Origin of the sequence: Acrocarpospora corrugata (assembly GCF_009687845.1) — a bacterium.
GTDB classification, from domain to species: domain Bacteria; phylum Actinomycetota; class Actinomycetes; order Streptosporangiales; family Streptosporangiaceae; genus Acrocarpospora; species Acrocarpospora corrugata.
The window spans coordinates 24,891-42,065 of sequence record NZ_BLAD01000074.1 but is presented as its reverse complement, the minus strand read 5'-3'; the positions used below and the strand labels follow the sequence as shown (position 1 = coordinate 42,065).

15 protein-coding genes and 1 pseudogene are annotated in these 17,175 nt (G+C 72.6%); 5 read left to right on the top strand and 11 right to left on the bottom strand.

Annotation, left to right across the window (positions count from 1 at the left end):
- Positions 1–67: 67 nt before the first annotated feature.
- Entirely contained in the window at positions 68–3,025 is a 2,958-nt protein-coding gene (locus tag Acor_RS29525) for a helix-turn-helix transcriptional regulator (RefSeq protein ID WP_155340036.1), read from the top strand.
- A 182-nt stretch (positions 3,026–3,207) separates the two neighbouring features.
- On the opposite strand, the gene Acor_RS29520 is transcribed toward Acor_RS29525, so the two are convergent.
- From Acor_RS29520 to Acor_RS29495, 6 genes and pseudogenes are all read right to left on the bottom strand, one after another.
- Positions 3,208–3,723 (bottom strand): DUF3618 domain-containing protein, encoded by a 516-nt coding sequence (locus tag Acor_RS29520; protein WP_155340035.1) that lies wholly within the window; start codon positions 3,721–3,723, stop codon positions 3,208–3,210.
- The gene (locus Acor_RS29515; RefSeq protein WP_218034553.1) at positions 3,720–4,136 is read right to left on the bottom strand and encodes a phage holin family protein; all 417 of its coding nucleotides are present in this window, start codon (positions 4,134–4,136) and stop codon (positions 3,720–3,722) included. Before Acor_RS29515 ends, Acor_RS29520 begins: the two co-directional genes overlap by 4 nt.
- A gap of 68 nt (positions 4,137–4,204) precedes the next feature.
- Positions 4,205–5,122 (bottom strand): carbohydrate kinase family protein, encoded by a 918-nt coding sequence (locus tag Acor_RS29510; protein ID WP_155340033.1) that lies wholly within the window; start codon positions 5,120–5,122, stop codon positions 4,205–4,207.
- The gene (locus Acor_RS29505; protein ID WP_155340032.1) at positions 5,119–5,703 is read right to left on the bottom strand and encodes a hypothetical protein; all 585 of its coding nucleotides are present in this window, start codon (positions 5,701–5,703) and stop codon (positions 5,119–5,121) included. Before Acor_RS29505 ends, Acor_RS29510 begins: the two co-directional genes overlap by 4 nt.
- Before the next feature lie 2 nt (positions 5,704–5,705).
- Positions 5,706–6,851: a hypothetical protein gene (locus Acor_RS29500; protein ID WP_246239298.1), complete on the bottom strand. Its 1,146-nt coding sequence runs from the start codon at positions 6,849–6,851 to the stop codon at positions 5,706–5,708.
- Between the two features lie 231 nt (positions 6,852–7,082).
- A pseudogene (locus Acor_RS29495) lies at positions 7,083–7,895 on the bottom strand (alpha/beta hydrolase).
- 260 nt (positions 7,896–8,155) lie between these two features.
- Between Acor_RS29495 and Acor_RS29490 the strand changes: the two are divergent.
- From Acor_RS29490 to Acor_RS29475, 4 genes are all read left to right on the top strand, one after another.
- Complete coding sequence (locus tag Acor_RS29490; RefSeq protein WP_246239297.1) at positions 8,156–8,539, top strand: TetR-like C-terminal domain-containing protein; 384 nt, start codon at positions 8,156–8,158, stop codon at positions 8,537–8,539.
- Between the two features lie 282 nt (positions 8,540–8,821).
- Positions 8,822–10,198 carry a family 2B encapsulin nanocompartment shell protein gene (locus Acor_RS29485; protein WP_246239296.1) on the top strand — a complete coding sequence of 459 codons (1,377 nt, stop codon included), beginning with the start codon at positions 8,822–8,824 and terminating at the stop codon, positions 10,196–10,198.
- A gap of 130 nt (positions 10,199–10,328) precedes the next feature.
- Entirely contained in the window at positions 10,329–11,702 is a 1,374-nt protein-coding gene (locus tag Acor_RS29480) for a family 2B encapsulin nanocompartment shell protein (protein ID WP_246239294.1), read from the top strand.
- Positions 11,702–12,751, top strand: a complete 1,050-nt coding sequence (locus Acor_RS29475) for a family 2 encapsulin nanocompartment cargo protein polyprenyl transferase (RefSeq protein ID WP_155340029.1) — start codon at positions 11,702–11,704, stop codon at positions 12,749–12,751. The genes Acor_RS29480 and Acor_RS29475 overlap by 1 nt, the downstream gene beginning before the upstream one ends.
- On the opposite strand, the gene Acor_RS29470 is transcribed toward Acor_RS29475, so the two are convergent.
- The 5 genes from Acor_RS29470 to Acor_RS29450 all read right to left on the bottom strand — a co-directional run bounded on the left by Acor_RS29470 (position 12,748) and on the right by Acor_RS29450 (position 17,175).
- Positions 12,748–13,458: an HNH endonuclease family protein gene (locus Acor_RS29470; RefSeq protein WP_155340028.1), complete on the bottom strand. Its 711-nt coding sequence runs from the start codon at positions 13,456–13,458 to the stop codon at positions 12,748–12,750. The two genes, Acor_RS29475 and Acor_RS29470, sit on opposite strands and share 4 nt — an antisense overlap.
- 32 nt (positions 13,459–13,490) lie before the next feature.
- Positions 13,491–14,105, bottom strand: a complete 615-nt coding sequence (locus Acor_RS29465; RefSeq protein WP_155340027.1) for a hypothetical protein — start codon at positions 14,103–14,105, stop codon at positions 13,491–13,493.
- Positions 14,106–14,174: 69 nt separating this feature from the next.
- The gene (locus tag Acor_RS29460; protein ID WP_155340026.1) at positions 14,175–15,383 is read right to left on the bottom strand and encodes an ABC transporter permease; all 1,209 of its coding nucleotides are present in this window, start codon (positions 15,381–15,383) and stop codon (positions 14,175–14,177) included.
- On the bottom strand, positions 15,380–16,066 hold the full coding sequence (locus Acor_RS29455) for an ABC transporter ATP-binding protein (RefSeq protein ID WP_155340025.1): 687 nt from the start codon (positions 16,064–16,066) through the stop codon (positions 15,380–15,382). The genes Acor_RS29460 and Acor_RS29455 overlap by 4 nt, the downstream gene beginning before the upstream one ends.
- On the bottom strand, positions 16,063–17,175 hold the full coding sequence (locus Acor_RS29450; RefSeq protein ID WP_218034552.1) for a peptidoglycan-binding protein: 1,113 nt from the start codon (positions 17,173–17,175) through the stop codon (positions 16,063–16,065). The genes Acor_RS29455 and Acor_RS29450 overlap by 4 nt, the downstream gene beginning before the upstream one ends.

The window sequence follows — 17,175 nt, the reverse complement described above, 5'->3', positions numbered from 1 at the left end:
CGCCTGACGGCAGCCGCCCCGCTCCTCGGCGGGGCGGCTGCCGGACCTTCGATCCCCCGGAGCCCGCATGCTGCGCGGCAGAAGCACCGAACAGGCCACCGTCCGCCGCCTACTCGACGACGCCGCGTCGGGGTCGGGCGGCGCACTGCTCTTTCACGGGGCAGCGGGAACCGGCAAGTCCGCCCTCCTCGACCACGCGGCGGGGCTGTTCCGCCAGGCTGGACGGAACGACTCGACAGAGCTGTTCCGCCACGCCGGACGAGACGACTCGACAGGGCCGTTCCGCCACGCCGGACGGGACACCTCGACAGGGCCGTTCCATCAAACCGGGCAGGACGACGGGGCCGGGCTGTCCGGCCACGCCGGAGGTGACAACGCCGCCGCCCCTGGTCCGTTTCTCATGCTGCGCGCTCGCGGGATCGCGGCCGAGAGCGGCCTGCCGTTCGCGGGGCTGCACTGCCTGCTCCGCCCGCTGGCTCGCGATGTGCCCGCTCTGCCGCCGGTTCAGGGCGCGGCGCTCACGGACGCGCTGGAACGCGGCGTGGACCCGGGTGCCCTGCTCGTCCCGGCGGCGGTGGTGAACCTGCTCTGCTCGGCCGGGCGGCCGGTGCTGGCCTGCGTCGACGATCTGCACCTGATGGACGCGCCGAGCAGGGACGCGCTGCTGTTCGCGGCCAGGAGGCTGTCCGGGGAGCGCGTCGCGATGGTGTTCACGGCCGCGGCCGACCTGGCGGGGATCCCGTCGGCGCGGCTGGAGAACCTGGATGAGCGGGCCCGCCGAGACCTGGTGGACGACCTGGCTCCAGAGCTCTCCGACGGGCTGCGGGCGGCGGTGGACCAGATCGCCGGGGGCAACCCGCTGGCGGTGACCGAGGTCGTCGCCGCCCTCACGCCCGCCCAGCTGGCCGGGCACGCGGCCCCGCCCACCGCGCTGCCCCCGGAAGGGCGGCTGTTCCGGCGCTACGCCGACCAGGCAGAACGCCTGCCCGGCCGGACCCGCGCGATACTGCTGCTCCTCGCCGCCGACCCCGACCTGGACCTGCCCGCACTGGTCCGGGCCGCCGAACCCGACTGCGCCTTCGCCGGACTTGAGGCGGCCGAACAAGCCGGCCTGGTACGCATCACCGGCGACCGGTGCGCCTTCGTGGAGCCGAACCTGGCCACGGTCGTCTACCGGCGAGCCACGTCGCTGCGGCGTCGAGCCGCCCACCGCCGCCTGGCCGAAGTACTCGGCGGCGACGGCCAGGCACTGCGCCGGGCCTGGCACCGCGCGGCTGCCCTCGACGGCCCCAGCGCCGCCCTGGGCGACGAACTCGCGGCAGCGGCGAACGCGCATAACGGCCAGTCGGCGACGGTGGGCGCATATGCCGGGCGTCCCGAGCTGTCAACGGCGGCCGGCCCACATGCCGGACATCCCAGCCTGTCAACGGCGGCGAGTCCTCATGCCGGGTATCCCGGGCTGTCGGCGGCGTTCGAGCGGGCCGCCGAGCTGAGCCCGTGCGCCGATGTGCGGGCGGCGCGGCTGGCCACGGCCGCGCAGCATGCCCGGCTGGAGGGCCGGCCGTACCAGGCCAGGATGTTGCTCGATCGGCTGCGCTCCGGCACGATCTCCGAGGAGTTGCGGCAGCAGGCCGAGCTGATCGGGGCCCGGCTGGAGTTGCGCGGTGGCGCGACCGCGAGCGCCAGGGACGATCTGCTGGCGGTGGCGGCGGCGCTGCTGGGGCGGGATCGCACGATGGCCGTGCGGGCGCTGGTCCGGGCCGGGGAGGCCAGTTACCTGGCCGGTGATCACCAGCGGTTCGTGGCGATCGCCAGAGACGCGGCGGAGCTGCGCCGCCCGGACGACTGCCCGGCCACCCGGCTGATGTTCGAGTACCTGACCGGGCTGGCCGCCTCGTTCCGCGGCCGGCACGCGGAGGCCGCCGGGCCGCTGCGCCGGGTGGTGGAGCTCGCGCCCTCGGTGCACAGCCCGTCGGTGCTGGTGTGGGCCGCGTGCGCGAGCCTGATGCTGGGCGACGACGTACAGGCGCTGCGGCTGTCCACCCGGGCGGTGGAGACGGCCAAGGCGCGTGGGGCGATCTCGACCGTGCCGCAGGTGCTGGAGTTCGCGACGCACAGCGAGTTCTGGATGGGCCGCTATCCGGCCGTGACCGCCAACGCCGCCGAGGGCCTGCGGCTGGCCCAGGAGACCGGGCAGCGCAACAGCGCGGGGCAGCACCTGGCTTGGCTGGCCATGATGGCGGCCGTCCGGGGCGACGAGGAGACCTGCAGAACCCGCGCGGAAGCCGCCATCGACCTGGCCGGAGCGCACGGCGTGGGCCTGGCCGGCGCGCTCAGCACCTGGGCGCTGGCCTGCCTCGACCTGTCCCGCGGCAACGCCGCCGCCGTCGTCCAGCGGCTCCGGCCGACCCGGAACGGCCATCTCGTGGTACGGGTGACCGCCACCCCCACCCTCGTCGAGGCCGCCGTACGGACCGGGGACAGGGAACGGGCCGAAGCCGCGCTGGCGGTGTTCGGCCGGTGGGTGGACAGCACGCGCAGCCCGGACCGGCTGGCCCTTGCCGTACGGTGCCGGGCCCTGCTGGCGGCGCCCGGCGACGCCGAGGACCTCTACCGGGAAGCGCTCGACCTGCACCGGCGGGGCTTCTCCGAGTTCGAGACGGCCAGGACCGAACTCCTGTTCGGCAACGCCCTGCGCCGCGACCGCCGCCCCGGCGCGGCCCGCGAGCACCTGCACGGCGCCCTCGACACCTTTGAACGTTTCGGCGCGCGACTCTGGGCCGAACAGTCCCGCAACGAACTACGCGCGACCGGCGAAGCGGTCCCGTCCACCCGCCCCGCCCCCACCGGAGACCTCACCGCCCAGCAACTCCAGATCGCCCGCCTGGTGGCCGACGGCGCCACCAACCGCGAGGTCGCGGCCCGGCTGTACCTGAGCCCCCGCACGATCGAACACCACCTGAGAAACATCTTCGCCAAACTCGATATCCGCTCCCGGGTGGAACTGGTGCGCCTCCTGAGCTGAGCAGCGAGTTGACGCTTGAACCCGGCTGAGGCGTTCGCGCTGCAGATGCTGGGCGAGGTCGCCCGGCGGGACGGGCGAACCGGGGACGCGCGTGGCCACTTCGGCCGGGCCCCGCCTGGTGCTGAGCGGAATGGGTTCCGCCACCACCCGGCTGGACCGGCTCCTCGCCCAACTCGACTGAGTCAGCGCATCATCCGGCTCGGACGGGAGCGCTTGGCCATGGATTTCATGGACTTCATCGTCTTCATGGGCATGGACTTGGCCTTCATCGTCTTTCTAGGCCACATCGACCTGAGGAAGCTCATGAAGCCCGTGGAGCGCATGGGACGCGTGGAGCGCATGGAGCGCATGGAGCGCATCGGCTTGCGGCCTCGGCCGCCGCCGGTGAACTTCATTCCCGCGCGCATGTTCCTGCGCCTGAACAGTGTGCGGGCCAGCGCGCCCATGGCGACCAGGAAGGTGGTTCCGTAGACGGCGGCGGGATGCCGGTTGGCCTTGTCCGCGACCTGGTGCGCCCCGGAACTCGCCGTCGACTTGGCCGACATGGCCTTGGACTTCACGCTGCTTTTGGCCCGCGACCTGACGTCGGCCTTTGCGGCCAGGGCGGCCACCGTGCGGCCGAGTTCGGCGCGGGTACGCTCCGCGTCCTCGGCGATGGCCGCGACGTCCTCGGACGAGGTCCGGTGCGCGCGGGTCATCGATGCGCCCTCCCTTCGTGCATGCCGGACTTGACGGCATCGATGTCGTTCTTGACGCCGTTCACCGCCTGGGTCGGCTTGGGCGGCATGGCCCCCGTGACCCGCTTCTTGCCGAAGACCCCCATGATCCCGCCGATGATCAGCAGGACGGCTCCGACGACCAGCGCGGCCAGCCAGGCCGGCCACGGGATGGACAGCGCGAGAATCACGCAGGCGACCAGTGCCGCCGCGCCGAGCAGCGCTACCACGCCGGTGGCGCCGAACAGGGCCGCGCCGGTCCTCGCCTGCCGTCCCTTGCCCGCCACTTCGGCCCTGGCCAGGCGCATCTCGTCCTTGATCAGGCGGGATACCTGGTCGGACGCCTGCTGTACGAGCTCGGCGGTGGACTGAGACTCTCTCTGGTTGACAGACATTGTCGCTCCTTCCCCCATCTACTTCGGGTACCCGATTTGTCCCGTTGAAACCTCCTTGTGGCGTTATGTCACCATTGTCCCATAATTGCCGGGGGTAGTGGAGTGGCGCGGAGTTCGTCCGAAGTCAGGGACACGGCCGCCGGGGTGCGGTCGCCGATCTTCCAGCCCGCGTTGAGCACCGCGCCCCGGAGCGCCCAGACGGGATCCTCAGTGCTCGTCCAGAGATGGAGGAACGTGGCGAACAGCCCGTCACCGGCACCCGCCGTGTTGACCACGCCACGCGGCGTGACCGCCGGGACCGTGACGAGCCGCCCGTCCCGCAGGCCCAGCATCGCACCGTGCGCCCCCAGCCCCACCCCGGCCAGGGCGCAGTGCGGGTAGCGGCCGAAGATCTCGGCGATCCAGCGCCGCGGCGGCACCGGGAGGCAGTCGCCGCTGCAGAACACCACGCGCGCCGCCCGCAGCCACGGCAGGTTGTACGGATCGCCCGGGTCCGCGATCAGGTGGGTGTCCACCGCGATCGGGATGCCCAGGCCGGCCGCGCGGGCCACCAGCGGGCGGACGAACTTCGCGTTCGTCAGCACCAGCAGGTCGGCGCCGGCGGCCTGGCCGGCGAGCACCTCGAACGGGTAGGCGACCTCGTCGACGGGGGCCAGGTGCGGGTAGCCCATCCGGCGGCCGTCCGGGCCGACCAGGACGACGCCCAGCGACGAGCGCTCCCCCGTGATCACCCCAGGGCCGAGCAGCCCGTGCGCCTCCAGGTCGGCCCGGATTCCGGCCCCGGCCTGGTCCGAGCCGACCACCGTGCAGAGCCGGGAGTCGCTGCCCAGGGCGCGGAGGGTGCGGGCGATGTGGGTGGCCGTGCCGGAGACGCCGCCGGCCAGCCATCGCGGCTTGCAGGTCGGCAGATAGCTGACCGGGAACCCGGCCACGCCCAGGGACAGGTAGAAGCTGGTCACCCCGGCGACCACGATGGCCGGGGTCATCCCGCTCCTCCGGTGACCGCGATGCGGGCCCGTCCGGCCACGTCGAACGCGCACCCGTCCAGGTAGTGGCCGGCGATCACGGTGGCCGTGGTCAGGCCGTACAGCGGAAGTCTGGCGGCCAGCCAGCAGTACAGGAACGAGCCGAACGTGGCCGGCCACGGGTCGGCCCCGGCGATGAGCCCGGCGCTGCCGGTGATCTCGGCGCGGCAGCCGTGCCGCAGCCCGACCAGGCAGCCCCCCGGCTGCCTGGTCACCGCGACGGCGCACCCCACATACCGGTCCAGCAGCCCGGCCATGCCGTCCCGGGTGATCAGCACGTCGGCCAGCTCCCGCCGGGCCTGATCGCCGGCGTCGTCGGAGTCGACCACGAGATGGGTGTCGTCGAGCACGTCCCCCGGCGGCAGGCCATGGACCGGCGAGGTGCCGGTGACCACCATCAGGTGCGGCTCGCGCAGTGGCCCCTCGCGGGGGATGACCAGCACCGCGGGAACCGTCGCGCGCGGCGGGATCGCGGGCGCCCGGTTCAGCGACAGCGGCTGCCGCTGGCGGAAGAAGTGGGCGACGACCAGCTTGTCCAGCACGATCAGCCTCCGTGGTACGGGTTGAGGAACGGCATCGGGGCCGGGGCGGCGACCGGGATGGACGCGGGCTGGCGCAGATTCATCAGCCGGTACATCAGGCGCCGCATGTTGCGGTGGAAATGGCCGGGCGCCGAGGTGATCCGCTCCTCGACGCGCTGGTAGTGCTCGGGCTTGAGCGTGCTGGCGGCCCGGTTGAGCTGGGTGGCGAGCCGCTGGTAGCGGTTGATCCGGGGGGCGATGGCGGCCAGTTCGCCCTGCGGCGAGCTCGGCGCCACGTCGTCGGCGGGGAAGCGGGCCAGCAGGATGGGGATGCCGATGGACGCGCCGTACAGCGTGGCGGAGCCGTGGTCGCCGACCACCCAGTCGGCGGCGACGAGCACGCCGAGCCAGTCGTCGTTGGGCGGCACGATCTGCAGTCCCCGCCGCACGCTGTCGGCCAGCCAGGCCCGGACCTGCCAGGAGCCGTGCATGTACCAGACATTGGGGTGCAGCAGCGCGACGACCTTGTACTCGCTGGCGGGCAGCTCGCGGACCAGGCGGTTCACCAGGTCGCCCCGGCCGAACAGCGACTCGGTGCCCCAGGTGGAGCTGACCGCGATCAGTTTCTGCCTGGGCCAGACGTCGAGCGCCCGCCGGTACAGGGCCCGGTCGTCGCGGCTGACCGCGAGCCGGTCGTAGATCGGATCGCCGATCACCTCCGCGGACGGCACCGCCTGCGGGCATTCGATCGCCAGCCTGCCCAGGTCGGTCTGGTGGGGCAGGACGATCGCGTCCGGGATGACGCTGCCGTCCCGGAGCAGCCGCTGCGCGTCCAGCCCGTACGTCCCCCGGGCGCCCGCCACCCGCCGGCCCGGCGGGCGCGGCACCAGCTTGTTGAAACTGGCCCCGTGCGCCATCACGATCAGCGGCGCGTGGATCTCGTGGATCGAGCCGAAACTGGCCGCGATGGCCAGGTCGAAACGCTCGGTCACCGCCTGCCGCCAGGGCAGCAGCAAGCCACCGAGACCCTGCACGAACTCCTCCACCCCGTTGTTGAAGGCGTCCTCCGCGACCGTGAACAGCGTCTGGACCCGCAGATCGGAATCCAGCAGCCGGATCGCCTCCAGCAGGCGCTGCCCCGTCGTGACCGTGTGGACTATCACCAGCACGGTCTTCAAATTCCCTCGTGTCACCCATTTGCCGGCATCGAGCCCCACCGGGACCCGGCGCCAATCCTTACTCGGCATGCTGGCTCTGCAGCCCCCTCGCTCCGGCCTTCCGAAATGGCGATCCCCCCGAACCGCCTCCTGCCGTGAGCGTCCGCGCCGCACCTTGCAGCAACCCTTGCGGGAACCTTACTTACCGTGTCAGTACGCTTCACCAGCCCGTGTCAGCCGAACTCATTTCGACGAAACCGGCGTAGCGTCCGCCGCGGCGCAGCAGCTCGTCGTGGGTGCCCTCCTCCACGATCCGGCCGCCGTCCAGGAAGACGACGCGATCGGCGCGCCGGACGGCCTGTCCTCGTCACCCGGTGAGGTGGTCTCGGAGGAACGGGCGATCTCCGCCCGCGCGGCCTTCGCCTGTGGCACCAGGCCGGGCATGCTGAGGAACGTGTGCGTCGCTCCGGGGTATTCGGTGAGCCGTGCGGGCGTCCCGGCCGCCCGCAGTCGTTCGGCGTATCGGCGGCCGTGATCGGCCACCGGGTCGAGGGTCGGCAGCACCACGAGCGCGTGGGCCAGCCCGCTCAGGTCGTCGGCGTACAGGGGCGGCACCGTACGAGGGTCGGTTCCCGGCGGGACGGCGAACCGGTGGAACAGCCGCAGCTACGGCAGGGTGAGGGTCGGGCTGTGGGCGTGCCGGGTGAACGAGGCGTGGTCGAACATCGTCGCGGTCAGGTCGACGGCGGGGTTGACCAGCACCTGCGCCCGCAGGGGCGGGCCGGACGCCCTGGCCCGGATCGCGGCCAGGGCGGTGACCATCGAGCCGGCGCTCTCGCCGAAGACGACGGTCCGCGCCAGGTCGATTCCCCACTGCGCGGCGTGCCGCAGCATGTGCCGGAGCACGTCCCAGCCGTCGTCGACGGCCGACAGCGGAGTCTCCGGGCCGAGGAGGCGGTGCTCGACCGAGACGACGACCGCGGGCAGCCGCGCGGCGAGGTGGCTGTTCACCCAGTCGCTCTGCACCGCCGTACCCACGAAACCGCCTCCGTGCACATGGAGCACGAGCGGCAGGACCGCGCCCCCGGGTGACGGCCGGTACACCCGGACCCGGAGCAGGCGGCCGGGCAGCGCCACCTCCCGCCACCGGATCGCGGCGCCGCGATCCGGAAATCTCAACGCGGTGGTCTTCGCCGCGACGCTGAGCACGGTCTGCGAACTCGGGTACGCGCGCCACCGTCGAACGCATCGCGGCCGCGGCCGGCGTCGCGAAGACGACGATCTACCGGCGCTGGCCGTCGAAGGGCGCGCTGATCGTGGACTTCCTCCTGGACGCGTTCGGCCCGGTGCCGCTGGCGGGCGGCAGCCGGGCCGAGCTCATGTCCTCGGGCATCCGCTGGGCCGCGGCGAAGATCGGCGAGCCCGGGGTGGGCGACGCGTTCGCGGGCGTGTTCAGTGACGCCGTCAGCGATCCGGCCCTGCGCGAGATCCTGGCCACGCGGTTTCAGGATCCGTACCGGCTCGCGCTCCAGGACGCGCTCGGCGAACCGGAGAACCGGGTCCTTTTCTACATTGACGTCGTCGTCGGAACTCTGCTCCACCGGATGGGCATGACCGGCGGGCCGATGGCCGACGCCGACGTCACCGCGCTGGTCGAGATGGTCCTGGCGCACTTCGGCGACGGTGCGGGCCCGGCCTGAACCCGCAGGTGGGCGGCCCGCCGGGAATCGCGGACAGCCGTAATCAGCTGGTTTCCGATATGGCCATATCATCCGGCAATTGCGACATGTCTAGCAATCTCGTTTTATTTCGCTAGAAATGCAGTCTGCGTATTCGAATGAGAACTCGAATTTGACACCGGGAATGGGCGCGGACCATTATTGAGCCGACCGGAGACGTAATGGGCGCTCCAAAGTCGGTTAAAGTTCTGCAAATAATCGTGCTCCGGTTCTGTTTCGTCGATCGTCGGACAGGGGTGGGTAGTGACGGTTGAGAACGACCAGTTGAGCCTCGGCACAGCTGCGGCGCGGAAACTCGCGACGACCACCAAGACCACGCCGCAGATGCAGGGCATCACCTCCCGGTGGCTGCTCAAACTGCTGCCGTGGGTGCAGGTCTCGGGCGGGGCGTATCGGGTGAACAGGAGGCTCAGTTACGCGGTCGGCGACGGGCGGGTGAGCTTCAGCGTCACCGGAACTCGGATCCGGGTCATCCCGCCCGAACTGGGCGAGCTTCCGCTGCTGCGGGGCTACGAGGACCTGGAGACGCTGGAGGCCATGGCGGGGCGGTTCCTCCAGCGGGATTTCCAGCCGGGCGACGTCATCGCGACGGAGGGGGAGGACGCCGACCAGGTCGTGCTGGTCGCGCACGGCAAGCTCAACCGCCTCGGCCACGGGCCTTACGGGGATGAGGCCGTGCTCGGGCTGCTGGCCGACGGGGACCATTTCGGGGACCGGGCGCTGGTGGAGGGGGGCAGCTGGGACTGCACGGTCCGGGCGGTCACGTCGGGGACCGTGCTGACACTGTCCCGGCAGGCGTTCGACGAGCTGGCGGCCTCCTCCGACAGCCTGCGGGCGCATCTCGCCGCGTTCCGGGCGGGGCCGTCCGGCGCGCAGGACGAGTACGGTGAGGCCGCCATCCACCTGTCGGCCGGCCACCACGGCGAGGCCGCCCTCCCTGGCACCTTCGTCGACTACGAGGTCTCGCCCCGGGAATACGAGCTGAGCGTCGCCCAGACCGTGCTCCGGGTGCACAGCCGGGTGTCCGACCTCTACAACGACCCGATGAACCAGACCGACCAGCAGCTCCGGCTCACCATCGAGGCCCTGCGCGAACGCCAGGAGCACGAGATGGTGAACAACACCGATTTCGGGCTGCTGCACAACGCCGACCTGAAGCAGCGCATCCACACCCGGACCGGGCCGCCGACTCCGGACGACCTGGACGAACTGCTGGCCACCGTCTGGAAGGAGCCCTCCTTCATCCTGGCCCACCCGCAGGCCATCGCCGCCTTCGGCCGGGAGTGCAGCAAGCGCGGCGTCTACCCGAGCAGCGCCGACTTCGGCGGGCAGAAGGTGCCCGCCTGGCGCGGGGTGCCGATGCTGCCGTGCAACAAGATCCCGGTCACCACCACCCGGACCACCTCCATGATGGCGCTGCGGGTGGGCGAGGAGCAGCAGGGCGTGGTCGGCCTGCACCAGGTCGGCATCCCGGACGAGTACCAGCCCAGCCTGTCGGTCCGGTTCATGGGGATCAGCGAGCAGGCGATCATCTCGTACCTGGTCAGCGCCTACTACTCGGTGGCGGTGCTGACCCCGGACGCGCTCGGCATCCTGGAGAGCGTCGAGCTCGGGCACTAGACCACTGAGTTTCGATCACTGAGAATCATCGGCCGCTGAAAGCAGAACCCTGGGCGTGTTCGCCCCGGGATGGGTTGTCGCGGCCCGGGCCAGCCCGGGCCGCTTCCCTACGCGACCTGAGGAGTGGACTGTGACCGTTCAGAACGATCAGCTGAGCCTGGGCACCGCCGCCGCGCGGAAGCTCGCCACCACCACCAAGACCGTGCCGCAGATGCAGGGCATCTCGTCGCGGTGGCTGCTGAAGGTGCTGCCGTGGGTGGAGGTGTCGGGCGGCGCCTACCGGGTCAACCGGCGGCTCACCTACACCGTCGGCGACGGGCGGGTGACCTTCACCAACGTGGGGGCCTCCATCCGGGTGGTCCCGCAGGAGCTGTGCGAGCTGCCGCTGCTGCGCGGCTACGACGACATGGACACGCTGGAGGCGCTGGCCGGCCGGTTCGCCCAGCGGGACTTCGAGCCGGGCGACATCATCGTGGCCTCCGGAGACGCGGCCGACGACGTGGTCCTGGTGGCGCACGGGAAGCTCGACCGTTTAGGAGTCGGGCCGTACGGGGACGAGGCCGTGCTGGGGAACCTGGCGGACGGCGACCACTTCGGCGACCAGTCACTGCTGGGGCCTGGCGTGTGGGGGTTCACCGTCAAGGCGACCACGGCGGGAACCGTGCTCACCCTGCCCCGGCGGGCGTTCGAGGAGCTGCTGTCCCAGTCCGACACGCTGCGCGCCCAGGTGGACGGCTACCTGTCGGCGGCCGACCGCCCGCAGGACAACCACGGCCAGGCCGCCATCGCGGTCGCCGCCGGCCACCACGGCGAGGCGGCCCTGCCGGGCACCTTCGTCGACTACGAGGGCTCGCCGCGGGAGTACGAGCTGAGCGTCGCCCAGACCGTGCTCCGGGTGCACACCCGGGTGGCCGACCTCTACAACGACCCGATGAACCAGACGCAGCAGCAGTTGCGCCTCACCATCGAGGCGCTGCGCGAGCGGCAGGAACACGAGCTGGTCAACAACCGCGAGTTCGGGCTGCTGCACAACGCCGACCTGAAGCAGCGCATCCACACCAGGACCGGGCCGCCCACGCCCGACGACCTCGACGAGCTGCTCAGCCGCCGCAGGAAGACCCAGTTCTTCCTGGCGCACCCGCACGCGATCGCCGCGTTCGGCCGCGAATGCTCCAAGCGCGGGCTGTATCCGCAGGTCGTGGACATGAACGGGAGCCATGTCCCCGCCTGGCGCGGGGTGCCGATCCTGACCTGCAACAAGATCCCGATCAGCGACTCCCGGACCACCTCGATCCTGGCGCTGCGGACCGGCCAGGAGGACCAGGGCGTGGTCGGGCTGCACCAGACCGGCCTGCCGGACGAGGTCGAGCCCGGCCTGAACGTGCGGTTCATGGGGATCAACGAGCAGGCGGTCATCTCCTACCTGGTCAGCGCCTACTATTCGGCGGCCGTGCTGGTGCCGGACGCGCTGGGGCTGCTGGAGAACGTGGAGCTCGGCCACTGATGACCACGACCGGCGAGTCAATCGAGTCGGTGGAGCTACGCCCGGCGGGCTCGGTGCTGGACTGGGGACGGGCGCTGCTGCGCCCGGCCCTGGGCCCGGCCGTGGACCGGCTGCCGGCGCCGATGCGCCACATCACCGGCTACCACCTGGGCTGGTGGGACGCGCACGGCGCCCCGGCGCAGGCCGACAGCGGCAAGGCGATGCGGCCGACGCTGTCCCTGCTGGCGGCCGAGGCGGTCGGCGGGGAGGCCGGGGCCGCGGTGCCGGTCGCGGTCGCGGTCGAGCTGGTGCACAACTTCTCGCTGCTGCACGACGACGTGATGGACGGGGACGACACCCGGCGGCACCGGCCCACGGCGTGGCGCGCGTTCGGGGTGAGCCAGGCCATCCTGGCGGGGGACTCGGTGCTCGCGCTGGCGTTCGACGTCTTGGCGGCCAGCGGGCACCCGTTCGCCCGCGCGGGGATCTCGACGCTCAGCGCGACCGTGCAGGAGCTGCTGAACGGGCAGAGCTCCGACGTCGAGTTCGAGGGCCGGGCGGAGGTGGAGCTGGCCGAGTGCCTGCGCATGGCGAGCGGCAAGACGGGCGCGCTGATCGCCTGCGCGTGCGCGCTTGGCGGCCTGTTCGGCGACGGCACGGCAGTCCAGGTCGAACATCTGCGGGCGTTCGGCGATCGGGTGGGGCTGGCGTTCCAGCTGGCCGACGATCTGCTCGGCATCTGGGGCGATCCTGCGGTCACCGGCAAACCCGTCTATTCGGATCTGGCCAATCGCAAGAAGTCCCTTCCGGTGGTGGCGGCGCTCACCTCGGGGACGGCGGCCGGGCGCGAGCTGGCGGCCGTCTACCGGGGGGACGCCCTGCTCTCCCACGACGAACTCACCCACGCCGCCGATCTCATCGAGAACGCCGGGGGCCGGGCCTGGAGCCGGGCCACCGCCGACGACCTGCTCGCGGAGGGGCTCGCCCACCTGGACGCGGCCGGGCTCGCGCCCCGCCCGGCCGGGGAGCTCCGCGCGCTGGCCCGATCGATGACCCGCCGCACGGTCTAACGGCACTGGGCGAGCATGTGAGATTTGTCGGCCCGGGTGACCGGAAGGTCGTATTTCAGGGCGACCTGGGCGAAGCGTACGACGTAGGCGCAGCGGATCCGACGGGACGGAGGGAGCCAGGCGGCCGGCCCTGAGCCGCCTTTGGCCTCGTTGACGGGGCCGTACACGGGCAGCAGGTTGAGCGGGTCGTTGGCGATCCGGAGGCGTTTGGCGCGCGACCAGCGGGACGCGCCCATCCGCCACTCGTAGGAGAGCGGGACGACGTGGTCGACCTGGATCCGGTCGGCGTCGGCCTTGCGCCACCGGATCGTCCGGCCCGTGTACGGATCCTCCAGCGTCATCTCCACCACCACACAACGGGACCCCGCCCGGTAGCGCACGTCGTCGCCGTCCCGGGCGAGGAGATCGTTGCGGGTGTCGCACCCGTTGCGCGAATAGGGCACGGCGGACGCCGCGTCAGCCCAGTTCTCGCCGAACCGTTCCCGCCGGTAGCCGTTCTTGGGCCCCATCCCCGCCACCCGCAGCCCCTTGATCAGGCCGACGGCCGCGGCCCGGTCCGCCGCCGACGTGACCGGCACCAGACCCCGCCTGGTCCCGTCGGGGTTGTCCAGCGGGCTGGCGGCGCGTTCCCGCGAACCGGTCTGCGCCGCCAGTGACACCACCAGCGCCCCCGCCAGGACCACGGCGACCGCGTTCCACGTCCCCATGTCCGGATGATGACGCAAGAAATGCGAAACGCCTACGCGGGACCCGGCTGCAGGGCCGCGCCGCCGCCGAAGCCCTCGGCCCGGCAGTCGTCCTGGATCTTCTCGATGTCGACTCCGGGGCCGGGCACGCTGTTGTACGTCCAGCCGATGGCGTTCGGGTCAGAGCCGGTGGCCGGGGTGATGCTGACGTCGAAGCCGTGCTCCTTCATGCATTTGACCTGGGCCCGGACGGCGTCCGCGTAGTGCGGGTTCCGCGCGGGGTCCATCTCCGGCGGCAGCTGGGGCAGCTTGTCCTCGCACTCCTTCCTGGCCTTGTCCTCGGCGGCCTGCATCGCGGCGGTGTACTCGCCGCCGCCGTCCGGCATCCCGTGCTCGCGCAGGCAGGCCGCGTACGCCTTGCGCAACGTCGCGACCTCCTCCGCCGTGCTGTCCAGGCGCAGTTGGGGCCGCTTCGACTCGGGATCGGGCTTCTTGGACGGGGTGGCGTCGGCGTTCTGAACGGGGGTCTCGGTGACCAGGGACGCCACCTCGCCGGCCGGCGCGGCGGCCACCTTCGTGCTCGTGCCGCCGCCGCACGCGGTGAGCAGGCAGCCGGCGAGGGTCAGGGCGGCGAGCTGCCCCAGGGACCTTGCGCTACGTAGTGTCATGCGAGGCAGGTTGCCGCCCGGATGTGAGGAACCTGTCAGGGACAGATGAGGTTCTCTTAGTGCCTGGCGTCAGGGCGCGGCCAGCGCGTCGGTGGGCGTGAGGCGGGAGGCCCGGATCGACGGATAGACCCCGGCCGCCATGCCGACCAGCACTGCGCCCGCGGCTCCCCCGGCCACGGCGATCCCCGGGATGACGGGCGGCCAGCCCTGGTAGGCGTCGTAGCCGAGGGCCGCCAGCACGCCCAGCAGGGCGCCGATCCCGCCGCCCAGCCCGGACAGCGCCACCGACTCGGTCAGGAACTGCACCCGCACGTGGCCGCGGGTGGCTCCGAGCGCCCGCCGCAGGCCGATCTCGCGGCGGCGTTCCAGCACCGAGACCACCATCGTGTTGGCCACGCCGATGCCGCCGACCAGCAGGGCGACCCCGGCCAGCCCGAGGAACAGCGCGGAGAAGGCGGTCTCGGTGGCGCGTTTGGCGGCCAGCGCGTCCGACGGCCTGCTGACCTGGACCAGGCCGGGCGCCTCGGGGTGGACGCTGGCGGGCAGCACCGCGCGCACGTCCTCGACCGCGTCCTCCCGGGCCCGTACGTAGATCACGGTGGGGTGGCCGTCGAAGCGCAGGAACCGGCGGGCGGCCTCCCAGCCGACCAGGACCGACCGGTCCAGTTCGGGGGCCAGCGGCATCGGATCGAGGAGGCCGATGACGGTGAACCACTGCCCCCCGGCGTACACCTGCGGGGGTTCGCGGCCGGGCGGCAGGTCGTTGACGCCGAGCCGGGTGGCGGCGTGGTGGCCGAGCACCATGGCGGGGAAGGCGTCGGTGGCGGGGTTGAGGAAACGCCCGGCGTGCACGGTCCCGTTGACCGCCGCCAGCAGGTCGTCCCGGCCGGCGAGCACGCTGACGCCGGCGGCGTCGGTGTCGTCCACCCGGTCGGAGCGGGCCACGGCGGCGTGGGTGTTGGCGACCGCGCTCGCCTCCAGGACGGGGGCGATCCTGGCCGCCATGCCGTCGGCCGTCTCGGGCAGCAGGACCGGCGGGTCCTGGTTGGGCATCGGCTCGGCGCGCAGCATGTTGGTGCCGAGCGCGGCCAGCCGGTCGAGCAGGGCCTGCTGGCCGGCGGCGGGGATGCCCGTCACGACGATCAGGGTGGCGACGCCGATCGAGATGCCGAGGGCCGACAGCGCCGCCCGGAGTTTCCTGGTGCGCAGGCCCAGCAGCCCGAGCCGCAGCACGTCGGCGGGCGGGAGCCGGACGGGCCGGGTGGTGGCGAGCGTCATGGGGTGCCCTTCCGGTGCGTGTCGGCGACGATGCGGCCGTCGAGGATCTCGATCCGCCGGGGCACCAGGGCCGTGAGGTCCCGGTCGTGGGTGACGATCGCGATGGTGGCGCCCTCGGCGTTCAGCCGTACCAGCAGGTCGAGTACGGCCTGGCCGTTGGCGGTGTCCAGGGCGCCGGTCGGCTCGTCGGCGAGGATCAGGGCGGGTTCGTTGACCAGGGCGCGGGCGATGGCGACGCGCTGCCGTTCGCCGCCGGAGAGCTGGTGCGGCAGGTGGCCGACCCGGTGGGCGAGCCCGACCCGGGCCAGGGCGGCGAGCGCGAGCGGGCGGCGCCTGCGGTGCGGCACGCCGGCGTAGAGCAGGCCGGTGGCGACGTTCTCGGCGGCGCTGAGCCCGTCGGTGAGGTGGAACTGCTGGAAGACGAAGCCGAGCCGGCGGCCGCGCAGCGCGGAGAGCCGCCGGTCGGTGAGCGCGGCCGCGTCCTGGCCGTCGATCTCGACGGTGCCGCTGGTGGGGCGGTCGAGGGTGCCCATGATGTTGAGCAGGGTGGACTTGCCGGAACCGGACGGGCCGAGGATGGCGAGCAGCTCGCCTCCGGCGATCTCCAGGGAGACCTGGTCGAGCGCCGTCACCCCGCCCGGGTGGATCTTGCTGGCCCGGATCACCCGGAGGACGGGGGTCATGAGCTGGTCACCACGGTCAGGCCCGGGGTGATCCCGGGCCCGGAGACTTCGACCAGGCCCCGGGCGAACATGCCGGTCTTCGCGGCGAGCAGCTTCCCGCCCGGCAGTTGCAGGGCGTAGCCGCCCTCGCGCAGGGCGAGCAGCGCGCCCACGGGCACGGCGAGCACGTCCCGCCGGGCCCTGACGGTGAACCGCACCTCGACCCGGGCCGAGTCCAGCGTCTTGACGTCGGCGCTCCTGGCGGGGGTGACGGTGACGCTGACCTGCGGCGCGCCGCCGTCCGAGGTGCCGTCGGTGGCGGCCGTCCCGATCACCGTGACCTTGCCGGGGATCTCCTGGTCGGCGGGCAGCAGGACGGCGACCCGCATGCCCCGGCGGATGCCGCCCACGTCGGCGGCGTTCACCGGCACGGTCACCACCTTCACCGCCCGGGTCAGGGTGATCAGCTCCCCCGCCGCCGGGTCGCCGAGCCGCGCCTGGACCGAGCCGACCCGGGCCGGTCCCGGCAGCACGGCGACCTGCCCGACGTCGAGCGTGCCGGTGGCCGGCAGTCCGGTGTCCAGTTGCCAGCGTTTCAGGGCGGCGCGGAGGGAGGCGGTGAAGACGTCTCCCGGCAGCGGCTTCCCCCGGGACGGGGTGGTCACCGCGGCTGGCCCGGACCGTGCGCCGATGGCGTAGCCGAGCGCGGCGAGATTGTCCGCCACCGTGGTCACGTCACGGCCTCGCAGTCCGATCTTGCCCAGTTCGCGGAAGAGCGGGGTGGCGCCGAAGAACACCGGCACCGGACGGTCGTCCACCCAGTACAGCGGTCTGCCCCGGAGCACCGCGGCGCCCGGCTTCGGCAGCCCGGTCACCAGCCCCTCCCCCGCGCCGCGCAGCGGCCGTTCCGCGCCGAAGCCGAGCGTGCCGGGCAGGGAGCGGGTGTCCGACAGGTCGGTCCGCTCCACCGACGTGGTCTCGACGGGGGCCCTGCCGGGCGCCGGCGGCTCCGGTTCGCCGCGCGCGGCCAGCGCGACCGCGCCCGCGCCGCCCGCCGCGACGGCGACCAGCGCCACCGCCCCGGCGGCCACCCGCCGCCAACTCCTGTCGTTCCCCGTGTCTCCGGCCAC